General features: G+C 58.0%; 17 protein-coding genes, 1 tRNA gene and 2 pseudogenes. 16 read left to right on the top strand and 4 right to left on the bottom strand.

The window, feature by feature from the left end:
• Nucleotide 1 precedes the first annotated feature (1 nt).
• The 4 genes from VRB54_RS15385 to VRB54_RS15370 are packed head-to-tail and all read left to right on the top strand — an operon-like array spanning nucleotide 2 to nucleotide 3421.
• Entirely contained in the window at nucleotides 2-1024 is a 1023-nt protein-coding gene (locus VRB54_RS15385) for a LacI family DNA-binding transcriptional regulator (RefSeq protein ID WP_338477873.1), read from the top strand.
• 23 nt (nucleotides 1025-1047) lie between these two features.
• A complete protein-coding gene (gene rbsK, locus VRB54_RS15380; protein ID WP_338477872.1) occupies nucleotides 1048-1965 on the top strand; it encodes a ribokinase in 918 nt (305 codons plus the stop codon).
• Nucleotides 1962-2366, top strand: coding sequence for a D-ribose pyranase (gene rbsD / locus VRB54_RS15375; RefSeq protein WP_338477871.1), 405 nt, complete (start codon nucleotides 1962-1964; stop codon nucleotides 2364-2366). The genes rbsK and rbsD overlap by 4 nt, the downstream gene beginning before the upstream one ends.
• A gap of 26 nt (nucleotides 2367-2392) precedes the next feature.
• Nucleotides 2393-3421 carry a nucleoside hydrolase gene (locus tag VRB54_RS15370; protein WP_338477870.1) on the top strand — a complete coding sequence of 343 codons (1029 nt, stop codon included), beginning with the start codon at nucleotides 2393-2395 and terminating at the stop codon, nucleotides 3419-3421.
• A gap of 33 nt (nucleotides 3422-3454) precedes the next feature.
• On the opposite strand, the gene VRB54_RS15365 is transcribed toward VRB54_RS15370, so the two are convergent.
• A complete protein-coding gene (locus tag VRB54_RS15365; RefSeq protein ID WP_209983098.1) occupies nucleotides 3455-3667 on the bottom strand; it encodes a hypothetical protein in 213 nt (70 codons plus the stop codon).
• A 173-nt stretch (nucleotides 3668-3840) separates the two neighbouring features.
• On the opposite strand from VRB54_RS15365, the gene VRB54_RS15360 reads away from it, so the two are divergent.
• Together VRB54_RS15360 and VRB54_RS15355 are read left to right on the top strand one after the other, a co-directional pair.
• Nucleotides 3841-4149, top strand: a complete 309-nt coding sequence (locus tag VRB54_RS15360) for a hypothetical protein (protein ID WP_338477869.1) — start codon at nucleotides 3841-3843, stop codon at nucleotides 4147-4149.
• Between the two features lie 143 nt (nucleotides 4150-4292).
• Nucleotides 4293-4613: an I78 family peptidase inhibitor gene (locus tag VRB54_RS15355; RefSeq protein WP_338477868.1), complete on the top strand. Its 321-nt coding sequence runs from the start codon at nucleotides 4293-4295 to the stop codon at nucleotides 4611-4613.
• Nucleotides 4614-4686: 73 nt separating this feature from the next.
• Here the strand turns inward: VRB54_RS15355 and VRB54_RS15350 are convergent, their stop codons facing one another.
• Nucleotides 4687-4899: a cold-shock protein gene (locus VRB54_RS15350; RefSeq protein WP_003234260.1), complete on the bottom strand. Its 213-nt coding sequence runs from the start codon at nucleotides 4897-4899 to the stop codon at nucleotides 4687-4689.
• Nucleotides 4900-5187: 288 nt separating this feature from the next.
• The gene (locus VRB54_RS15345) at nucleotides 5188-5502 is read right to left on the bottom strand and encodes a hypothetical protein (RefSeq protein ID WP_082638466.1); all 315 of its coding nucleotides are present in this window, start codon (nucleotides 5500-5502) and stop codon (nucleotides 5188-5190) included.
• A 366-nt stretch (nucleotides 5503-5868) separates the two neighbouring features.
• Here VRB54_RS15345 and thrS point away from each other — a divergent pair, with 366 nt between their 5' ends.
• From thrS to VRB54_RS15300, 9 genes are all read left to right on the top strand, one after another.
• On the top strand, nucleotides 5869-7791 hold the full coding sequence (thrS, locus tag VRB54_RS15340) for a threonine--tRNA ligase (protein ID WP_338477867.1): 1923 nt from the start codon (nucleotides 5869-5871) through the stop codon (nucleotides 7789-7791).
• Nucleotides 7791-8342, top strand: a complete 552-nt coding sequence (gene infC / locus VRB54_RS15335) for a translation initiation factor IF-3 (RefSeq protein WP_015884933.1) — start codon at nucleotides 7791-7793, stop codon at nucleotides 8340-8342. The genes thrS and infC overlap by 1 nt, the downstream gene beginning before the upstream one ends.
• Before the next feature lie 60 nt (nucleotides 8343-8402).
• A complete protein-coding gene (gene rpmI / locus VRB54_RS15330) occupies nucleotides 8403-8597 on the top strand; it encodes a 50S ribosomal protein L35 (protein WP_002553160.1) in 195 nt (64 codons plus the stop codon).
• 29 nt (nucleotides 8598-8626) lie between these two features.
• Complete coding sequence (gene rplT / locus VRB54_RS15325; RefSeq protein ID WP_003234252.1) at nucleotides 8627-8983, top strand: 50S ribosomal protein L20; 357 nt, start codon at nucleotides 8627-8629, stop codon at nucleotides 8981-8983.
• Between the two features lie 109 nt (nucleotides 8984-9092).
• Nucleotides 9093-10109, top strand: coding sequence for a phenylalanine--tRNA ligase subunit alpha (gene pheS / locus VRB54_RS15320; RefSeq protein ID WP_209983088.1), 1017 nt, complete (start codon nucleotides 9093-9095; stop codon nucleotides 10107-10109).
• A 26-nt stretch (nucleotides 10110-10135) separates the two neighbouring features.
• Complete coding sequence (pheT, locus tag VRB54_RS15315) at nucleotides 10136-12514, top strand: phenylalanine--tRNA ligase subunit beta (RefSeq protein WP_338477866.1); 2379 nt, start codon at nucleotides 10136-10138, stop codon at nucleotides 12512-12514.
• A gap of 3 nt (nucleotides 12515-12517) precedes the next feature.
• The gene (gene ihfA, locus VRB54_RS15310; RefSeq protein WP_002553164.1) at nucleotides 12518-12820 is read left to right on the top strand and encodes an integration host factor subunit alpha; all 303 of its coding nucleotides are present in this window, start codon (nucleotides 12518-12520) and stop codon (nucleotides 12818-12820) included.
• Nucleotides 12801-13157: a MerR family transcriptional regulator gene (locus VRB54_RS15305; protein WP_003174972.1), complete on the top strand. Its 357-nt coding sequence runs from the start codon at nucleotides 12801-12803 to the stop codon at nucleotides 13155-13157. Before ihfA ends, VRB54_RS15305 begins: the two co-directional genes overlap by 20 nt.
• A 90-nt stretch (nucleotides 13158-13247) precedes the next feature.
• Nucleotides 13248-13324 (top strand) — tRNA-Pro (locus VRB54_RS15300).
• Between the two features lie 87 nt (nucleotides 13325-13411).
• Here VRB54_RS15300 and VRB54_RS15295 read toward each other — a convergent pair.
• A pseudogene (locus VRB54_RS15295) lies at nucleotides 13412-13567 on the bottom strand (site-specific integrase); the annotation flags it as partial.
• A 364-nt stretch (nucleotides 13568-13931) separates the two neighbouring features.
• On the opposite strand from VRB54_RS15295, the pseudogene VRB54_RS15290 reads away from it, so the two are divergent.
• Nucleotides 13932-14207, top strand: a pseudogene (locus VRB54_RS15290) (energy transducer TonB family protein); the annotation flags it as partial.
• Nucleotides 14208-14258: the final 51 nt, after the last annotated feature.

Here is a 14258-nt window from a genome sequence, read left to right as displayed (position 1 = left end):
CATGGCAACGATCAAGGATGTGGCAGCGCTTGCGGGTATTTCCTACACCACGGTGTCTCATGTGGTGAACAAGACACGCCCGGTCAGCGAGCCTGTGCGCATCAAGGTCGAGGCGGCGATCAAGCAGCTCGACTACGTACCGAGCGCCGTCGCGCGCTCGCTCAAGGCCAAGACCACCGCCACCATCGGTCTGCTGGTGCCCAACAGCCTCAACCCGTACTTCGCCGAGCTGGCCCGCGGTATCGAGGATTACTGCGAACGTAACGGTTATTGCGTGATTCTGTGCAACTCCGATGACAACGCTGCCAAGCAACGCAGTTACCTGCGGGTGCTGCTGGAAAAGCGCATCGACGGCTTGATCGTCACCTCGGTAGGCGGCGACGACAGCGGCCTGGCGGCCGGCCTGAGCGCGGTGCGCACCCCCATGGTCATTGTCGACCGCGCGCTGGACGGCATAGATGTCGATCTGGTGCGCATTGACCACGAAGAGGGCGCTTACCTCGCGACTCGGCACCTGCTTGAACTGGGGCATCGCGACATCGCCTGCATCGGCGGGCCCAGTCACACCCGCGTCGCGCGAATGCGCCTGGCGGGCTATCACCGTGCGCTCGCCGAGGCAGGGGTGGACGTTGCGCCCGGTCGCACAGAGGAAAGCGATTTCACCAGCACCGGCGGTTACGCCGCCGCCGTGAAGTTGTTGTCCGAGAACCCGCCCAGCGCGATTTTCGCCAGCAACGACATGATTGGTTTCGGCGTGTTGCGTGCAGCCGCGGAGCGTAATATTCGCGTGCCGGCCGAGCTTTCGGTGATCGGTTTTGATGACATACAAATGGGCCGCTACGTCTATCCGGCATTGACCACGGTCGGGCAATCGATCGTGCAACTGGGCGAAACGGCGGCCGAACTGTTACTGCGACGAATTGCTACCCCCCAACTGCCGATCGATCAACGTATCGTGACGCCGAGCATTGTGTTGCGTGAGTCGACGGCGCCCGTCGCTGGTGCGTTTGCGCAATACCGCTGAACCGAATTGATGAGTACTGATGTATGCCAGCAAAAGTAGTGGTAGTAGGCAGTTTGAACATGGACCTGGTCACCCGCGCCAGTCGCTTGCCGCGTGCCGGCGAAACGCTGATCGGTCAGTCATTCTCGACCGTGCCGGGCGGCAAGGGCGCCAACCAGGCCGTCGCGTCCGCGCGCCTTGGGGCGGAGGTGGCCATGATTGGCTGCGTGGGCACTGACGCCTATGGTGATCAATTACGCGATGCGCTGCTGGTCGAGGGTATCGACTGCCAGGCCGTCAGCACGGTGGACGGCTCCAGCGGGGTGGCGTTGATCGTGGTGGATGACGGCAGCCAGAACGCGATCGTCATTGTCGCCGGCAGCAACGGTGAATTGACGCCTGCAGCGATGCTCGCAGTGGATGCCGTATTGCAGGCTGGCGAAGTGATTGTCTGCCAGCTTGAAGTGCCGATGGACACGGTGGGCTATACGCTCAAACGTGGCCGCGAGCTGGGCAAGACAGTGATTCTCAACCCGGCGCCGGCCAGCGGCCCGCTGCCGACCGAGTGGTACGCTTCGATCGACTACCTGATCCCCAACGAAAGTGAAGCCAGCGCACTGAGCGGTGTGATCGTTGATTCCCTCGACAGCGCCAGGCTGGCAGCGACGCAACTGATCAAGGCCGGTGCAGGCAAGGTCATCATTACCCTGGGCGCCGAGGGGGCATTGTTCGCCGATGGCGAGCGCTTCGAGCACTTGGCGGCGCCGAAGGTCAAGGCGGTCGACACCACCGCTGCCGGCGACACCTTTGTCGGTGGTTTTGCTGCGGCGCTGGTCAATGGCACAAGCGAAGCAGACGCCATTCGCTTTGGTCAGGTCGCTGCGGCTTTGTCGGTCACGCGTGACGGTGCGCAACCTTCCATTCCCACGCTAAACGACGTTCAAGGTTTTGTGCCCTCATGAAAAAGACCCCTTTGCTCAATATTGCCCTTTCCCGTGTGATCGCCTCCCTTGGCCACGGTGACATTCTGGTCATCGGTGACGCGGGTTTGCCGGTGCCGCCGGGCGTCGAGTTGATCGACCTCGCGCTGACCCAGGGTATCCCCGATTTCATCAGCACCCTGCGCATCGTGCTGAGCGAGATGCAGGTGGAAAGCCATGTGCTGGCGGAAGAAATCCTGCTCAAGCAGCCGACTGCGCTGGCCGACCTCGACAGCCTGACCGAGCAGGCCGCACTGGGTGAGCGACGCCTGCTCAGCCACGCTCAGTTCAAGCAACTGAGCCGCTCGGCGCGCGCGGTGGTGCGCACGGGTGAGTGCCAGCCTTATTGCAATATCGCGCTGGTGTCCGGCGTCACCTTCTAGAGTTTCCCAACGACAAGGAGTGTTTTATGCAACGTAGTCTCCCGACCCTGAAAAACCTGTTCCGGAGTGTTCTGCTTTTGTCCGCGCTCACTGCTGCAAGCGCCCAGGCGGCGGAAAAAATTGACCTGATCATCGACACCGACCCGGGTGCCGACGATGTCGTGGCCCTGCTGTTCGCCATGGCGTCGCCGGATGAGTTGAGCATTCGTGCGCTGACCACCGTGACCGGCAACGTGCGTCTGGACAAGACCTCCCGCAACGCGCGCCTGGCGCGTGAGTGGGCAGGGCGCGAGGATATCCCGGTGTACGCCGGTGCGCCCCGGCCGCTGCTGCGCACGCCGATCTATGCCGAGAACATCCATGGCAAGGAAGGCATCTCCGGCGTCACCGTGCATGAGCCGCAAAAAGGCCTTGCTGAAGGCAATGCCGTGGATTACCTGATCAAGACCCTGCGTGCTGCCAAGCCGCACAGCATCACGATCGCCATGCTCGGTCCGCAGACCAACCTGGCGCTGGCATTGACCCAGGACCCGGAAATCACCCAGGGCATCAAGGAAGTGGTGGTGATGGGCGGCGCGCACTTCAACGGTGGCAACATCACGCCGGTGGCTGAATTCAACCTGTTTGCCGACCCTCTGGCTGCAGAGATCGTGCTCAAAAGTGGCGTCAAGCTGACCTACCTGCCCCTGGACGTGACCCACAAGGTGCTGACCAGTGAAGCCCGCCTGAAAAAGATCGCCGACATTAACAACAACGCCAGCAAAATCGTGGGCGACATTCTCAACGAATACGTCAAGGGCGATATGGAGCACTACGGTATTCCGGGTGGTCCGGTGCATGACGCCACTGTCGTTGCCTACCTGCTCAAGCCTTCGCTGTTCAGTGGCCGTGAGGTCAATGTGGTCGTGGACAGCCGCGATGGTCCGACCTTCGGCCAGACCATCGTCGATTGGTATGACGGCCTGAAACAACCGAAAAATGCATTCTGGGTTGAAAACGGCGACGCCCAGGGCTTTTTCGACTTGCTGACTGAGCGTCTGTCGCGTCTGAAATAACGGGTTTTCCGGTCGGCGCTCGTCGGCCGGGTCTCATTCGCGCTCGGGGTCATGCGCCCCTGTATGATCGGCCGGGTATTTCTCGAATACCTGGCTGATGAACGCTTGCGCGGCTTGTGTGCCCAGTTCCTTGACCAGTAGGTCGATACCAATGATCGCCAATTCTTCCGGGCTTCCTGGGCTGTAGGAGCTTTGTCCTTGAGGCCACTTGGCTTTGATATCGGCTTGGAGAATAACGGTGCTCATGGTCGGGGCTCACGGGTCGGAAAAACGGCGGCAGTGCGCTGGAGCGCGGCTCTTACGGGCGCAGTTAACCATTTTGCGCAGCATTTGGCACTGCGACTTAGGCATGAAGCGTTTGGCAACAGGTAAGGCTGTGCGACACTGTCCTCCCTTTTTAAATGACCGGGGAGCACCGCGTGCAGATTGACCTGAACAGTCCGGATAACCTGACGCCGGCGGCCGTGCGCCAGCTGCTCGCCAGTGCCAGCGACGACGAACATACGCAATTGCGCGTGACCAGGGAGGGCATCGCGTACATCTCCTCCGGCAAGGCTGTAGGCGGTGTGGAGATCGACGGGCTGCTGTTTCGCCTCGAAACCTGGGCCAAAGGCTCTGGTTATGTCGGTAACGTGGCCGCCAGTGACGAGGTCTGGGTCATGCAGATTTTCAACGCGTTGAAACAGAACTGGCCGGTGCCGGCGTTTGACTACATCGACATCTACTGAGCACATTCATATCTGGTGACGATTGACCGGGCGAATGCCGATGCTGAGTCAGGCAGACTTGCCTACGCACGTTTTACGTCTTGAAACCAATCGGTCTGACGACTGTCGCACAATCTCTGTCCACTTTTTTCATAGGAGGCTTCATGCCTTGGAAGCTCGCATCATTCGGTTCTTTGTTGGCGGCACTCGCACTGGCGGGTTGCAGCACCCCGGGTGCCTCTGAGCCAGGTAAAGACGCCGCCGTGGCCGATTCAGCTCATAGCCGCTGTGAGTCGAAGGCTGCTGAATTTGCAGTTGGCCAGAAAGCCTCGCCGCAGTTGCTGGATCAGGCCCGCACCCGCGCCGGTGCGCAGAACGCACGGATCCTCAAGCCCAGCGATATGATCACGCTGGAATACCGCTCCGACCGCTTGAACCTGAATACCGATGACAATCTGGTCATCACGCGCGTCAATTGCGGCTGAGTTTCACCAGGCTTTTGCAGCGCCCATAAAAAACCCCGTCACATGGACGGGGTTTTTTTAGCTCAGCGGAGAATTACTCGCCGCGAACCTGTGCAGCTTGCATACCCTTTTGGCCTTTCTCAGCCACGAAGGAAACGGTTTGGCCTTCTTTCAGGCTTTTGAAACCGTCGCTTTCGATAGCTTTGAAGTGTACGAACAGGTCGTCACCGCCACCTTGAGGAGTGATGAAGCCGAAGCCTTTTTCATCGTTGAACCATTTAACGGTGCCGGTTTGGCGATTAGACATGGTGTATCTCCAAGAAACTTATATTTTCAGTAGTGCTGTGCTGCTCAGGCCAACTGGGCACACCGGGCTATCATAGTCGAAATGTTCGGCTTGGGAGCCCCCCAAGGCATTGTTTGCTAATCAATAGCGTTGCGTTTAGCGCAATGATCGGCTGAAAGCCCCGATCTACGGGGCTTGCGTCAGAAATATCAACTGGTAAAAAAAGCAGTAAAAGCTGCGTAATTTGTGAGAAAAGGCAGTTTTCAGGCTGTTTTTCCAGCAAAAGAGGCGTCTGAAGGCGTCTCGGTGTTACTTTTTCTTCACGACTTTGCAGGACGAAATAGCGGCCACGGCTTTGTTTTTAAGCTCCGGGCTGGCGTTCTGATTGGTCATGAGTTCTTTGATTTCGGCAGTGCTCAACTCGGCGTTGATCTTGTCGGCGCCGCAATCGCAGTGAGCTTTGGCGGTCTTGGCGTCCACGTTCTGGCTGGCGGCGGCGCTGCAGTCTTGGACGAAGGCTTCGCGGGCACCGGCTGGCCAGTTGGAAGGGGCGGCAGCCTGAGCGCCGAGAGACAGCAGGCTCAGGGTGGCAGCGATAGCGAGGGTCGAAGTAAAACGCATCATGGGATGCTCCTTTGGGTCGAGGACGAACGGCGATTCTCGGTGGGTTTGAGGCCTGTCGTACAGTCCAAGTTCACTTTTGCGGCCATAAAGGCTGGAAATTGCCTCAACAGACACGTCGTCGGCGCGATGACCGTTCATCTGTGCTAGCATCGTCCGCCTGGCTATTTTCGGGTGCGCTATTGCTCACCTTGCCATGTTTCTTTTCAGCTCAATCCAGTCACTCTGGTTCGATTATCGGTTGGCCGAAAGGCTCCTGCCGCTGTAAGGCAGGCGTTCATCACTGAACGGCCTGGTATTGGATCTTGTACTGGCTCATCCCAACCCACGTGACCTTTGGTAGGGGTCACCACTAGGAGAGGAGGCGCCATGCCAACTATTACTCTACCCGACGGCAGTCAACGTTCATTCGATCATTCGGTTTCCGTAGCCGAAGTCGCCGCATCCATCGGCGCGGGCCTGGCCAAGGCCACCGTGGCCGGCAAGGTCGACGGCAAGCTCGTGGACGCCAGTGACCTGATCACTGGCGACGCGAGCCTGCAGATCATCACGCCCAAGGACCAGGAGGGGCTGGAGATCATTCGCCACTCCTGCGCGCATTTGATTGGCCATGCGGTCAAGCAACTGTATCCAACCGCGAAGATGGTGATCGGGCCGGTCATCGATGAAGGCTTCTATTACGATATCGCCTACGAGCGTCCTTTTACGCCGGATGACCTGGCGGCCATCGAGCAGCGCATGCATGCGCTGATCGAGAAGGACTACGACGTGATCAAGAAGGTCACGCCGCGCGCTGAAGTGATCGATGTGTTCACCGCCCGCGGCGAAGACTACAAGCTGCGTCTGGTGGAAGACATGCCGGACGAGCAGGCCATGGGCCTGTATTACCACGAAGAATATGTCGACATGTGCCGTGGCCCGCATGTGCCGAACACGCGCTTTCTCAAGTCGTTCAAGTTGACCAAGCTGTCCGGTGCCTACTGGCGCGGCGACGCGAAAAATGAGCAATTGCAGCGGATCTACGGCACGGCCTGGGCTGACAAGAAGCAGCTGGCCGCCTACATCCAGCGCATCGAGGAAGCCGAGAAGCGCGATCACCGCAAGATCGGCAAGCGCCTGAACCTGTTCCACCTGCAGGAAGAAGCGCCGGGCATGGTGTTCTGGCACCCGAACGGCTGGACCCTGTACCAGGTGCTCGAGCAGTACATGCGCAAGGTTCAGCGCGACAACGGTTATCTGGAGATCAAGACGCCGCAGGTCGTTGATCGCAGTCTGTGGGAAAAATCCGGGCACTGGGCCAACTACGGCGACAACATGTTCACCACGCAGTCTGAGAACCGCGACTACGCCATCAAGCCGATGAACTGCCCTTGCCACGTGCAGGTGTTCAATCAGGGCCTGAAGAGCTACCGCGAGTTGCCGTTGCGCCTGGCCGAGTTCGGTGCCTGTCACCGTAACGAGCCATCGGGTGCGCTGCACGGCATCATGCGTGTTCGGGGCTTTACCCAGGACGACGCGCATATCTTCTGCACCGAAGAGCAGATGCAGGCCGAATCCGCCGCCTTTATCAAGCTGACCATGGACGTGTATCGCGATTTTGGCTTTACCGAAGTCGAAATGAAGCTGTCCACTCGTCCGGAAAAACGCGTTGGCTCCGATGAGCTGTGGGATCGCGCTGAATCTGCACTCGCCGCAGCGCTCGACAGTGCGGGCCTTGCGTACGACCTGCAGCCAGGGGAGGGCGCGTTTTACGGTCCGAAGATCGAGTTCTCGCTGAAAGATTGCCTTGGTCGCGTCTGGCAGTGTGGTACCCTGCAGCTCGATTTTAACCTGCCGATCCGTCTGGGAGCCGAATACGTCTCCGAAGACAACAGCCGTAAACACCCGGTTATGCTGCACCGGGCGATCCTCGGCTCGTTCGAGCGGTTCGTCGGTATCCTGATCGAGCACTACGAGGGTGCGTTCCCCGCGTGGCTGGCTCCGACCCAGGCAGTGATCATGAATATCACTGATAAACAGGCAGATTTTGCCGCTGAGGTTGAAAAAACTCTCAACGAAAGCGGATTTCGTGCCAAGTCCGACTTGAGAAATGAAAAGATCGGCTTTAAAATCCGCGAGCATACCTTGCTCAAGGTTCCCTATCTTTTGGTTATTGGAGATAGGGAAGTCGAGATGCAGACTGTCGCTGTGCGTACTCGCGAAGGTGCTGACCTGGGCTCGATGCCCGTCGCCCAGTTCGCTGAGTTCCTCGCGCAAGCGGTTTCCCGGCGTGGTCGCCCAGATTCGGAGTAATTATTATTAAGCGTGAAATGAGACAAGATAAACGAGCTGCACCGAAAGCCCCGATCAACGAGAATATCTCGGCACGCGAGGTTCGGTTAATTGGCGCTGACGGCGAGCAGATTGGCATCGTCTCGATTGATGAAGCGCTTCGTATTGCAGAAGAGTCCAAATTGGACCTGGTGGAAATCTCCGCCGATGCAATCCCACCCGTATGCCGGGTGATGGACTACGGCAAGTCGATCTTCGAGAAGAAGAAGCAGGTTGCCGCGGCGAAGAAGAACCAGAAGCAGATTCAAGTAAAAGAAATCAAGTTTCGTCCAGGGACGGAGGAAGGGGATTACCAGGTAAAACTGCGCAACCTGGTACGTTTCCTGAGTGATGGGGACAGGGCCAAGGTATCCTTGCGATTCCGCGGCCGTGAGATGGCCCACCAGGAGCTGGGGATGGAACTCCTCAAGCGGGTTGAAGCTGACCTGCTCGAGTACGGTTCGGTCGAACAGCATCCTAAGATGGAAGGACGCCAGCTGATCATGGTCATCGCCCCGAAAAAGAAGAAGTAATCAACAGGGCACGGCAGGCCTTCTGATTATGTTTATCAACTGAATGCGGAGTATCCGAACATGCCAAAGATGAAGACTAAAAGTGGTGCTGCTAAGCGGTTTCTGAAAACTGCTAACGGTATCAAGCACAAGCACGCTTTCAAGAGCCACATTCTGACCAAAATGTCGACCAAGCGTAAGCGTCAACTGCGCGGTAGCAGCTTGCTGCATCCGTCTGACGTGGCAAAAGTCGAGCGCATGCTGCGCCTTCGTTAATTTTGGATCAAGAATAGAGGAAGTAACTCATGGCTCGTGTTAAGCGTGGCGTCATGGCCCGTAAGCGTCACAAAAAAATTCTGAAACTTGCTAAAGGCTACTACGGCGCGCGTTCACGCGTATTCCGTGTTGCCAAGCAAGCGGTAATCAAGGCAGGCCAATACGCCTACCGCGACCGTCGTCAGAAAAAACGTCAGTTCCGCGCTCTGTGGATCGCTCGTATCAATGCTGGTGCTCGTGTTAACGGTCTGTCCTACAGCCGTTTCATCGCTGGCCTGAAAAAAGCGTCCATCGAAATCGACCGTAAGGTTCTGGCTGAACTGGCCGTGAACGAAAAAGCGGTGTTTGCTGCGATTGTCGAGAAAGCTAAAGCCACCTTGGCTTAAGTACCCCCGACAGTCACTCTGGGTTGCTCCTGCAATCCAGGGTGGTAAACGTCATAAATAGGGGAAGAGCCTTCAAGCTCTTCCCCTATTTTGTATCTGGAGTCTGTACATGGAAAACCTGGACGCGCTCGTTGCCCAAGCTCTTGAGGCTGTGCATAGCGCTGAAGATATCAATGCCCTGGAGCAAATCCGGGTTCACTACCTTGGCAAAAAGGGTGAATTGACTCAGGTGATGAAGACCCTGGGGAATTTGCCGGCAGAGGAGCGTCCGCAAGTCGGTGCGCTGATCAACGTTGCCAAGGAGCGCGTCACCGAGGTTCTCAATGCGCGCAAGGCGTCGCTCGAGGAGGCCGATCTAGCGGCCAGGCTCGCGGCCGAGTCCATTGACGTGACCTTGCCTGGCCGTGGCCAGGCGTCGGGCGGTCTGCACCCGATCACCCGGACTCTGGAGCGTATCGAACAGTTCTTCACCCACATCGGCTACGGCATCGCCGAAGGCCCTGAGGTCGAAGACGACTATCACAACTTCGAGGCGCTCAACATCCCAGGCCATCACCCGGCCCGGTCGATGCACGACACCTTCTACTTCAATGCCAACATGCTGTTGCGCACCCATACCTCGCCGGTACAGGTGCGCACCATGGAAGCGAACAAGCCGCCGATCCGCATCGTCTGCCCTGGCCGTGTGTACCGTAGCGACTCGGATATCACCCACTCGCCGATGTTCCACCAGGTCGAAGGCCTGCTGGTTGACCGCGATATCAACTTCGCCGACCTCAAGGGCACCATTGAAGAATTCCTGCGGGTGTTCTTCGAGAAGGAACTGGCCGTGCGTTTCCGTCCATCGTTCTTTCCGTTCACCGAGCCGTCTGCTGAAGTCGACATGGAATGTGTGATGTGCAGCGGCAAAGGCTGCCGTGTCTGCAAGCAGACCGGTTGGCTGGAAGTGATGGGCTGCGGCATGGTGCACCCCAATGTGCTGCGCATGTCCGGGATCGACCCGGAAGAGTTCTCGGGCTTTGCCTTCGGCATGGGCGTTGAGCGTCTGGCCATGCTGCGTTACGGCGTGAACGACTTGCGTCTGTTCTTCGACAACGACTTGCGGTTCCTCGCGCAATTTCGCTAGTCGTAACGAATCTTTAGGAGAGCAGGATGAAATTCAGTGAACAATGGCTGCGTGGCTGGGTAAGCCCGCAGGTAGATCGCGACGAGCTGGTTGCTCGTCTGTCGATGGCCGGTCTTGAGGTCGATAGCGTGACGCCGGCCGCCGGTGTTTTCAGCGGCGTGGTGGTGGGCGAGGTGCTGAGCACCGAGCAGCACCCGGATGCCGACAAATTGCGTGTGTGCCAGGTCAGCAATGGCGCCGAGACCTTTCAGGTCGTGTGCGGAGCGCCCAACGTGCGTCCGGGCCTGAAGATCCCGTTTGCCATGATCGGTGCCGAGCTGCCGGGCGACTTCAAGATCAAGAAGGCCAAGCTGCGCGGTGTCGAATCCAACGGCATGCTGTGCTCCCAGGCCGAGCTGCAAATCGGTGAGGGCAATGACGGCCTGATGGAACTGCCGGCGGATGCGCCCGTGGGTCAGGACGTCCGCGTTTATCTCGAATTGGAAGACGCCAGCATTGAGGTCGACCTGACCCCGAACCGTGGCGACTGCCTGTCCCTGGCGGGCCTGGCCCGTGAAGTGGGCGCGCTGTACAACGCACCGGTTACCCGCCCGGTAGTCACCGCCGTGCCAGCAGTGCACGACGAAGTGCGCCCGGTCGAAGTGCTGGCCCCCAATGCCTGCCCGCGTTACCTGGGCCGCGTTATCCGTAACGTCGACCTGGCCAGGCCAACCCCGCTGTGGATGGTCGAGCGCCTGCGTCGCGCCGACGTGCGCAGCATTGACGCCGCAGTCGACATCACCAACTACGTGATGCTGGAGCTGGGCCAACCGCTGCACGCTTTCGATCTTGCCGAAATCAACGGCGGCATCCGCGTGCGTATGGCCGAAGAAGGCGAGAAGCTGGTGCTGCTCGATGGCCAGGAAGTCAGCCTGCGTGCCGATACTCTGGTGATCGCCGACCATTCCCGAGCGCTGGCCATTGCCGGTGTGATGGGGGGCGAGCACAGCGGCGTATCCGCAACCACTCGCGATGTGTTCCTCGAAAGCGCGTTTTTCGATCAGATCGCCATCGCCGGCAAGGCCCGCTCCTACGGCCTGCACACCGACGCCTCGCACCGTTACGAGCGCGGCGTGGACTGGCAACTGGCCCGTGAAGCCATGGAGCGCGCCACTGGCCTGCTGCTGGAAATCACCGGCGGCGAAGCCGGCCCGATCACCGAAGTGGTCAGCGAGCAGCACCTGCCGTCCGTTGCGCCTGTTACCCTGCGTGCCAAAAGTGTCGAGCAAATGCTTGGCCTGGTGATCGCGCCTGCTGAAATCGAGCAATTGCTGTCGGCCCTGGGGCTGGGCATTTCGGCCAGCGGGGAAGGGCAGTGGCACGTTGATGTGCCAAGCCATCGCTTCGATATCAGTCTCGAAGTCGACTTGATCGAAGAGCTGGCTCGCCTGTACGGCTACAACCGCCTGCCGGTTCGTTACCCACAGGCTCGCCTGGCACCGCAACCCAAGGCCGAAGCGCGCGCGCACCTGCCTGAGCTGCGTCGTCTGCTGGTAGCCCGTGGTTATCAGGAAGCGGTGACCTACAGTTTCATCGATCCCAGGCAGTTCGAGCTGTTCAACCCAGGCGTCGAGCCGCTGTTGCTGGCTAACCCGATCTCCAATGACATGGCGGCCATGCGTTCATCGCTGTGGCCAGGCTTGGTCAAAGCGCTTTCCCACAACCTCAATCGCCAGCAAGACCGCGTGCGCATGTTCGAAAGCGGCCTGCGTTTTGTCGGTCAGTTGGGCGACCTGAAGCAAGAGCCGATGCTGGCTGGCGTGGTCTGTGGCAGCCGTTTGCCGGAAGGCTGGGCACAGGGCCGCGATCCCGTGGACTTCTTCGACGTCAAGGCTGACGTGGAAGCGGTACTGGGCTTTGCCGGTGCATTGGACGCCTTCACGTTTGTGCCGGGCAGTCATCCTGCGCTGCATCCGGGCCAGACAGCGCGCATTGAGCGCGACGGTCGCCTGGTAGGCTTTGTTGGCGCGATTCACCCCGAGTTGTCGAAAAACCTGGGGCTGGACCGTGCGGTGTTCGTTTTTGAACTGGTTCTGGCGGAAGTCGCTTCGGGCAAAATGCCGAAATTCAGCGAGTTATCGCGCTTTCCTGAAGTGCGCCGCGACCTGGCCCTGATTGCCGATCGTGAGGTTGCCGCCACTGCAGTTCTGGACGTAATCCGTGAAAATGCAGGGGAATGGCTGACAGACCTCAGGCTATTTGACGTCTATCAGGGTAAAGGCATTGATCCGCATAGAAAAAGCCTCGCCGTCGGCTTGACCTGGCAGCATCCATCGCGCACTCTTAACGACGATGAGGTGAATACCACGACACAAAATATCCTCACCTCGCTTGAACAAAGGTTAAACGCCACGTTAAGGAAGTGACGTATGGGGGCTTTGACGAAAGCTGAGATGGCGGAACGTCTGTACGAAGAGCTGGGTCTGAACAAGCGCGAGGCCAAGGAATTGGTCGAGCTGTTTTTTGAAGAAATCAGGCACGCTCTGGAAGACAACGAACAGGTCAAATTGTCCGGTTTCGGCAATTTTGACCTGCGGGACAAACGCCAGCGTCCTGGCCGCAATCCAAAAACGGGAGAAGAAATCCCGATCACGGCTCGCCGTGTGGTCACCTTTCGTCCAGGGCAGAAGTTAAAGGCCCGAGTTGAGGCTTATGCTGGAACCAAGTCATAACGACGAGCTACCCGTCATCCCAGGCAAACGCTACTTCACCATTGGTGAAGTCAGCGAGCTGTGTGCGGTCAAACCGCACGTGCTGCGCTATTGGGAGCAGGAGTTTCCTCAACTCAACCCCGTCAAACGCACCGGGAACCGTCGGTATTATCAGCGCCAGGACGTGCTGATGATCCGACAGATCCGCGCGTTGCTCTACGACCAGGGGTTCACCATCAGCGGCGCGCGTCAGCGCATGTCCGGTGATGAGGCCAAAGACGACACCACCCAATACAAGCAACTGATCCGCCAGATGATCTCCGAGCTCGAAGATGTGCTGGTGGTGTTGAAGAAGTGACTTGAGCTTTTAAAATACTTCCACATTTCAAAAGCTTGCGGTATATTCCTGATCGCTTCGTTGCGAAGCAAACCCAGTAACACGCCTAGTCGGGGCGTAGCGCAGTCCGGTAGCGCACTAGCATGGGGTGCTAGGGGTCGAGTGTTCGAATCACTCCGTCCCGACCATATTATTCAATGACTTAGGCCAATGTTCACAGCATTGGCCTTTTTCATGTGCGTGACATCTGCGTGACTTGTCGTTTTTTCATGCCTCTTTCTCTTCAAAATTGTCAGGACCGGCCCTCGTGAATCGGTTGCTGATACCATGTTCGCAGCTTCAATCAGATGCCCGAGCTCCGCGCCCGAGTAGTGATTGGTTATGCTGCCGTTCTTGTGCCCCAGTAGGGACTCGCGATCTTCTTCGGTCATCCGGATCAACGACCCAGGGCCCATGCTCATGTTTCGTTTCCATGACGCTCTCCATCCGTTGATTCACCCGATCATGCGGCGGCAGGCTGATTCATAAGTTAGGCGTAGGCGTTGAGTGCTTCTTCGCGGGTAGAGGCTGGAAGGAGGGACAGGTCATCCAACTTCGTTGAAACTGTGTTTTTATTGCTGGGCAGTTGAGTGTACGGATAGGCTAAAAACAGCCCTGTGCGAGAATGGCACTGCCAAATAGCGAGACATTCGAATGTTCAGATTTTTCCCAGCCACTGTTTTTGCCCTTGTGTTTCTCGGCGCAATCTCTGGTTGCTCTTCCACTGCCGAACAAGAAAAAACACTGAGCGCCGGGCTCGTAACGCATTTGAATAAATTCAAGAGTTACCCAATCGCCTCACAATTGGCCGGGGTTGAAGGCACAAACCAACTGCGTTTTACAATAGATGGCGACGGAAATGTCGTTTCTTATGAGCTGGTACAAAGTTCAGGCAATGCGGACTTGGACGCAGCCACTCTAGGATTAATCCGTCGCGCCCAGCCATTGCCAAAACCACCAGCCGATTTAATGAAAAATGGCCCGATTACGATCACTGCCCCTCTTATCTACTCTCTAGACGGGAATATCTGAGCAGCACTTGCAAAACGTTAGAGTTATCTGGCGATTTGGATTACGCGCCGG

The organism is Pseudomonas trivialis, assembly GCF_036864995.1.
GTDB classification, from domain to species: Bacteria; Pseudomonadota; Gammaproteobacteria; order Pseudomonadales; family Pseudomonadaceae; genus Aquipseudomonas; species Aquipseudomonas trivialis.
Note: the sequence above shows the minus strand (reverse complement) of the source record. Positions and strands in the feature narration are given on the sequence as shown.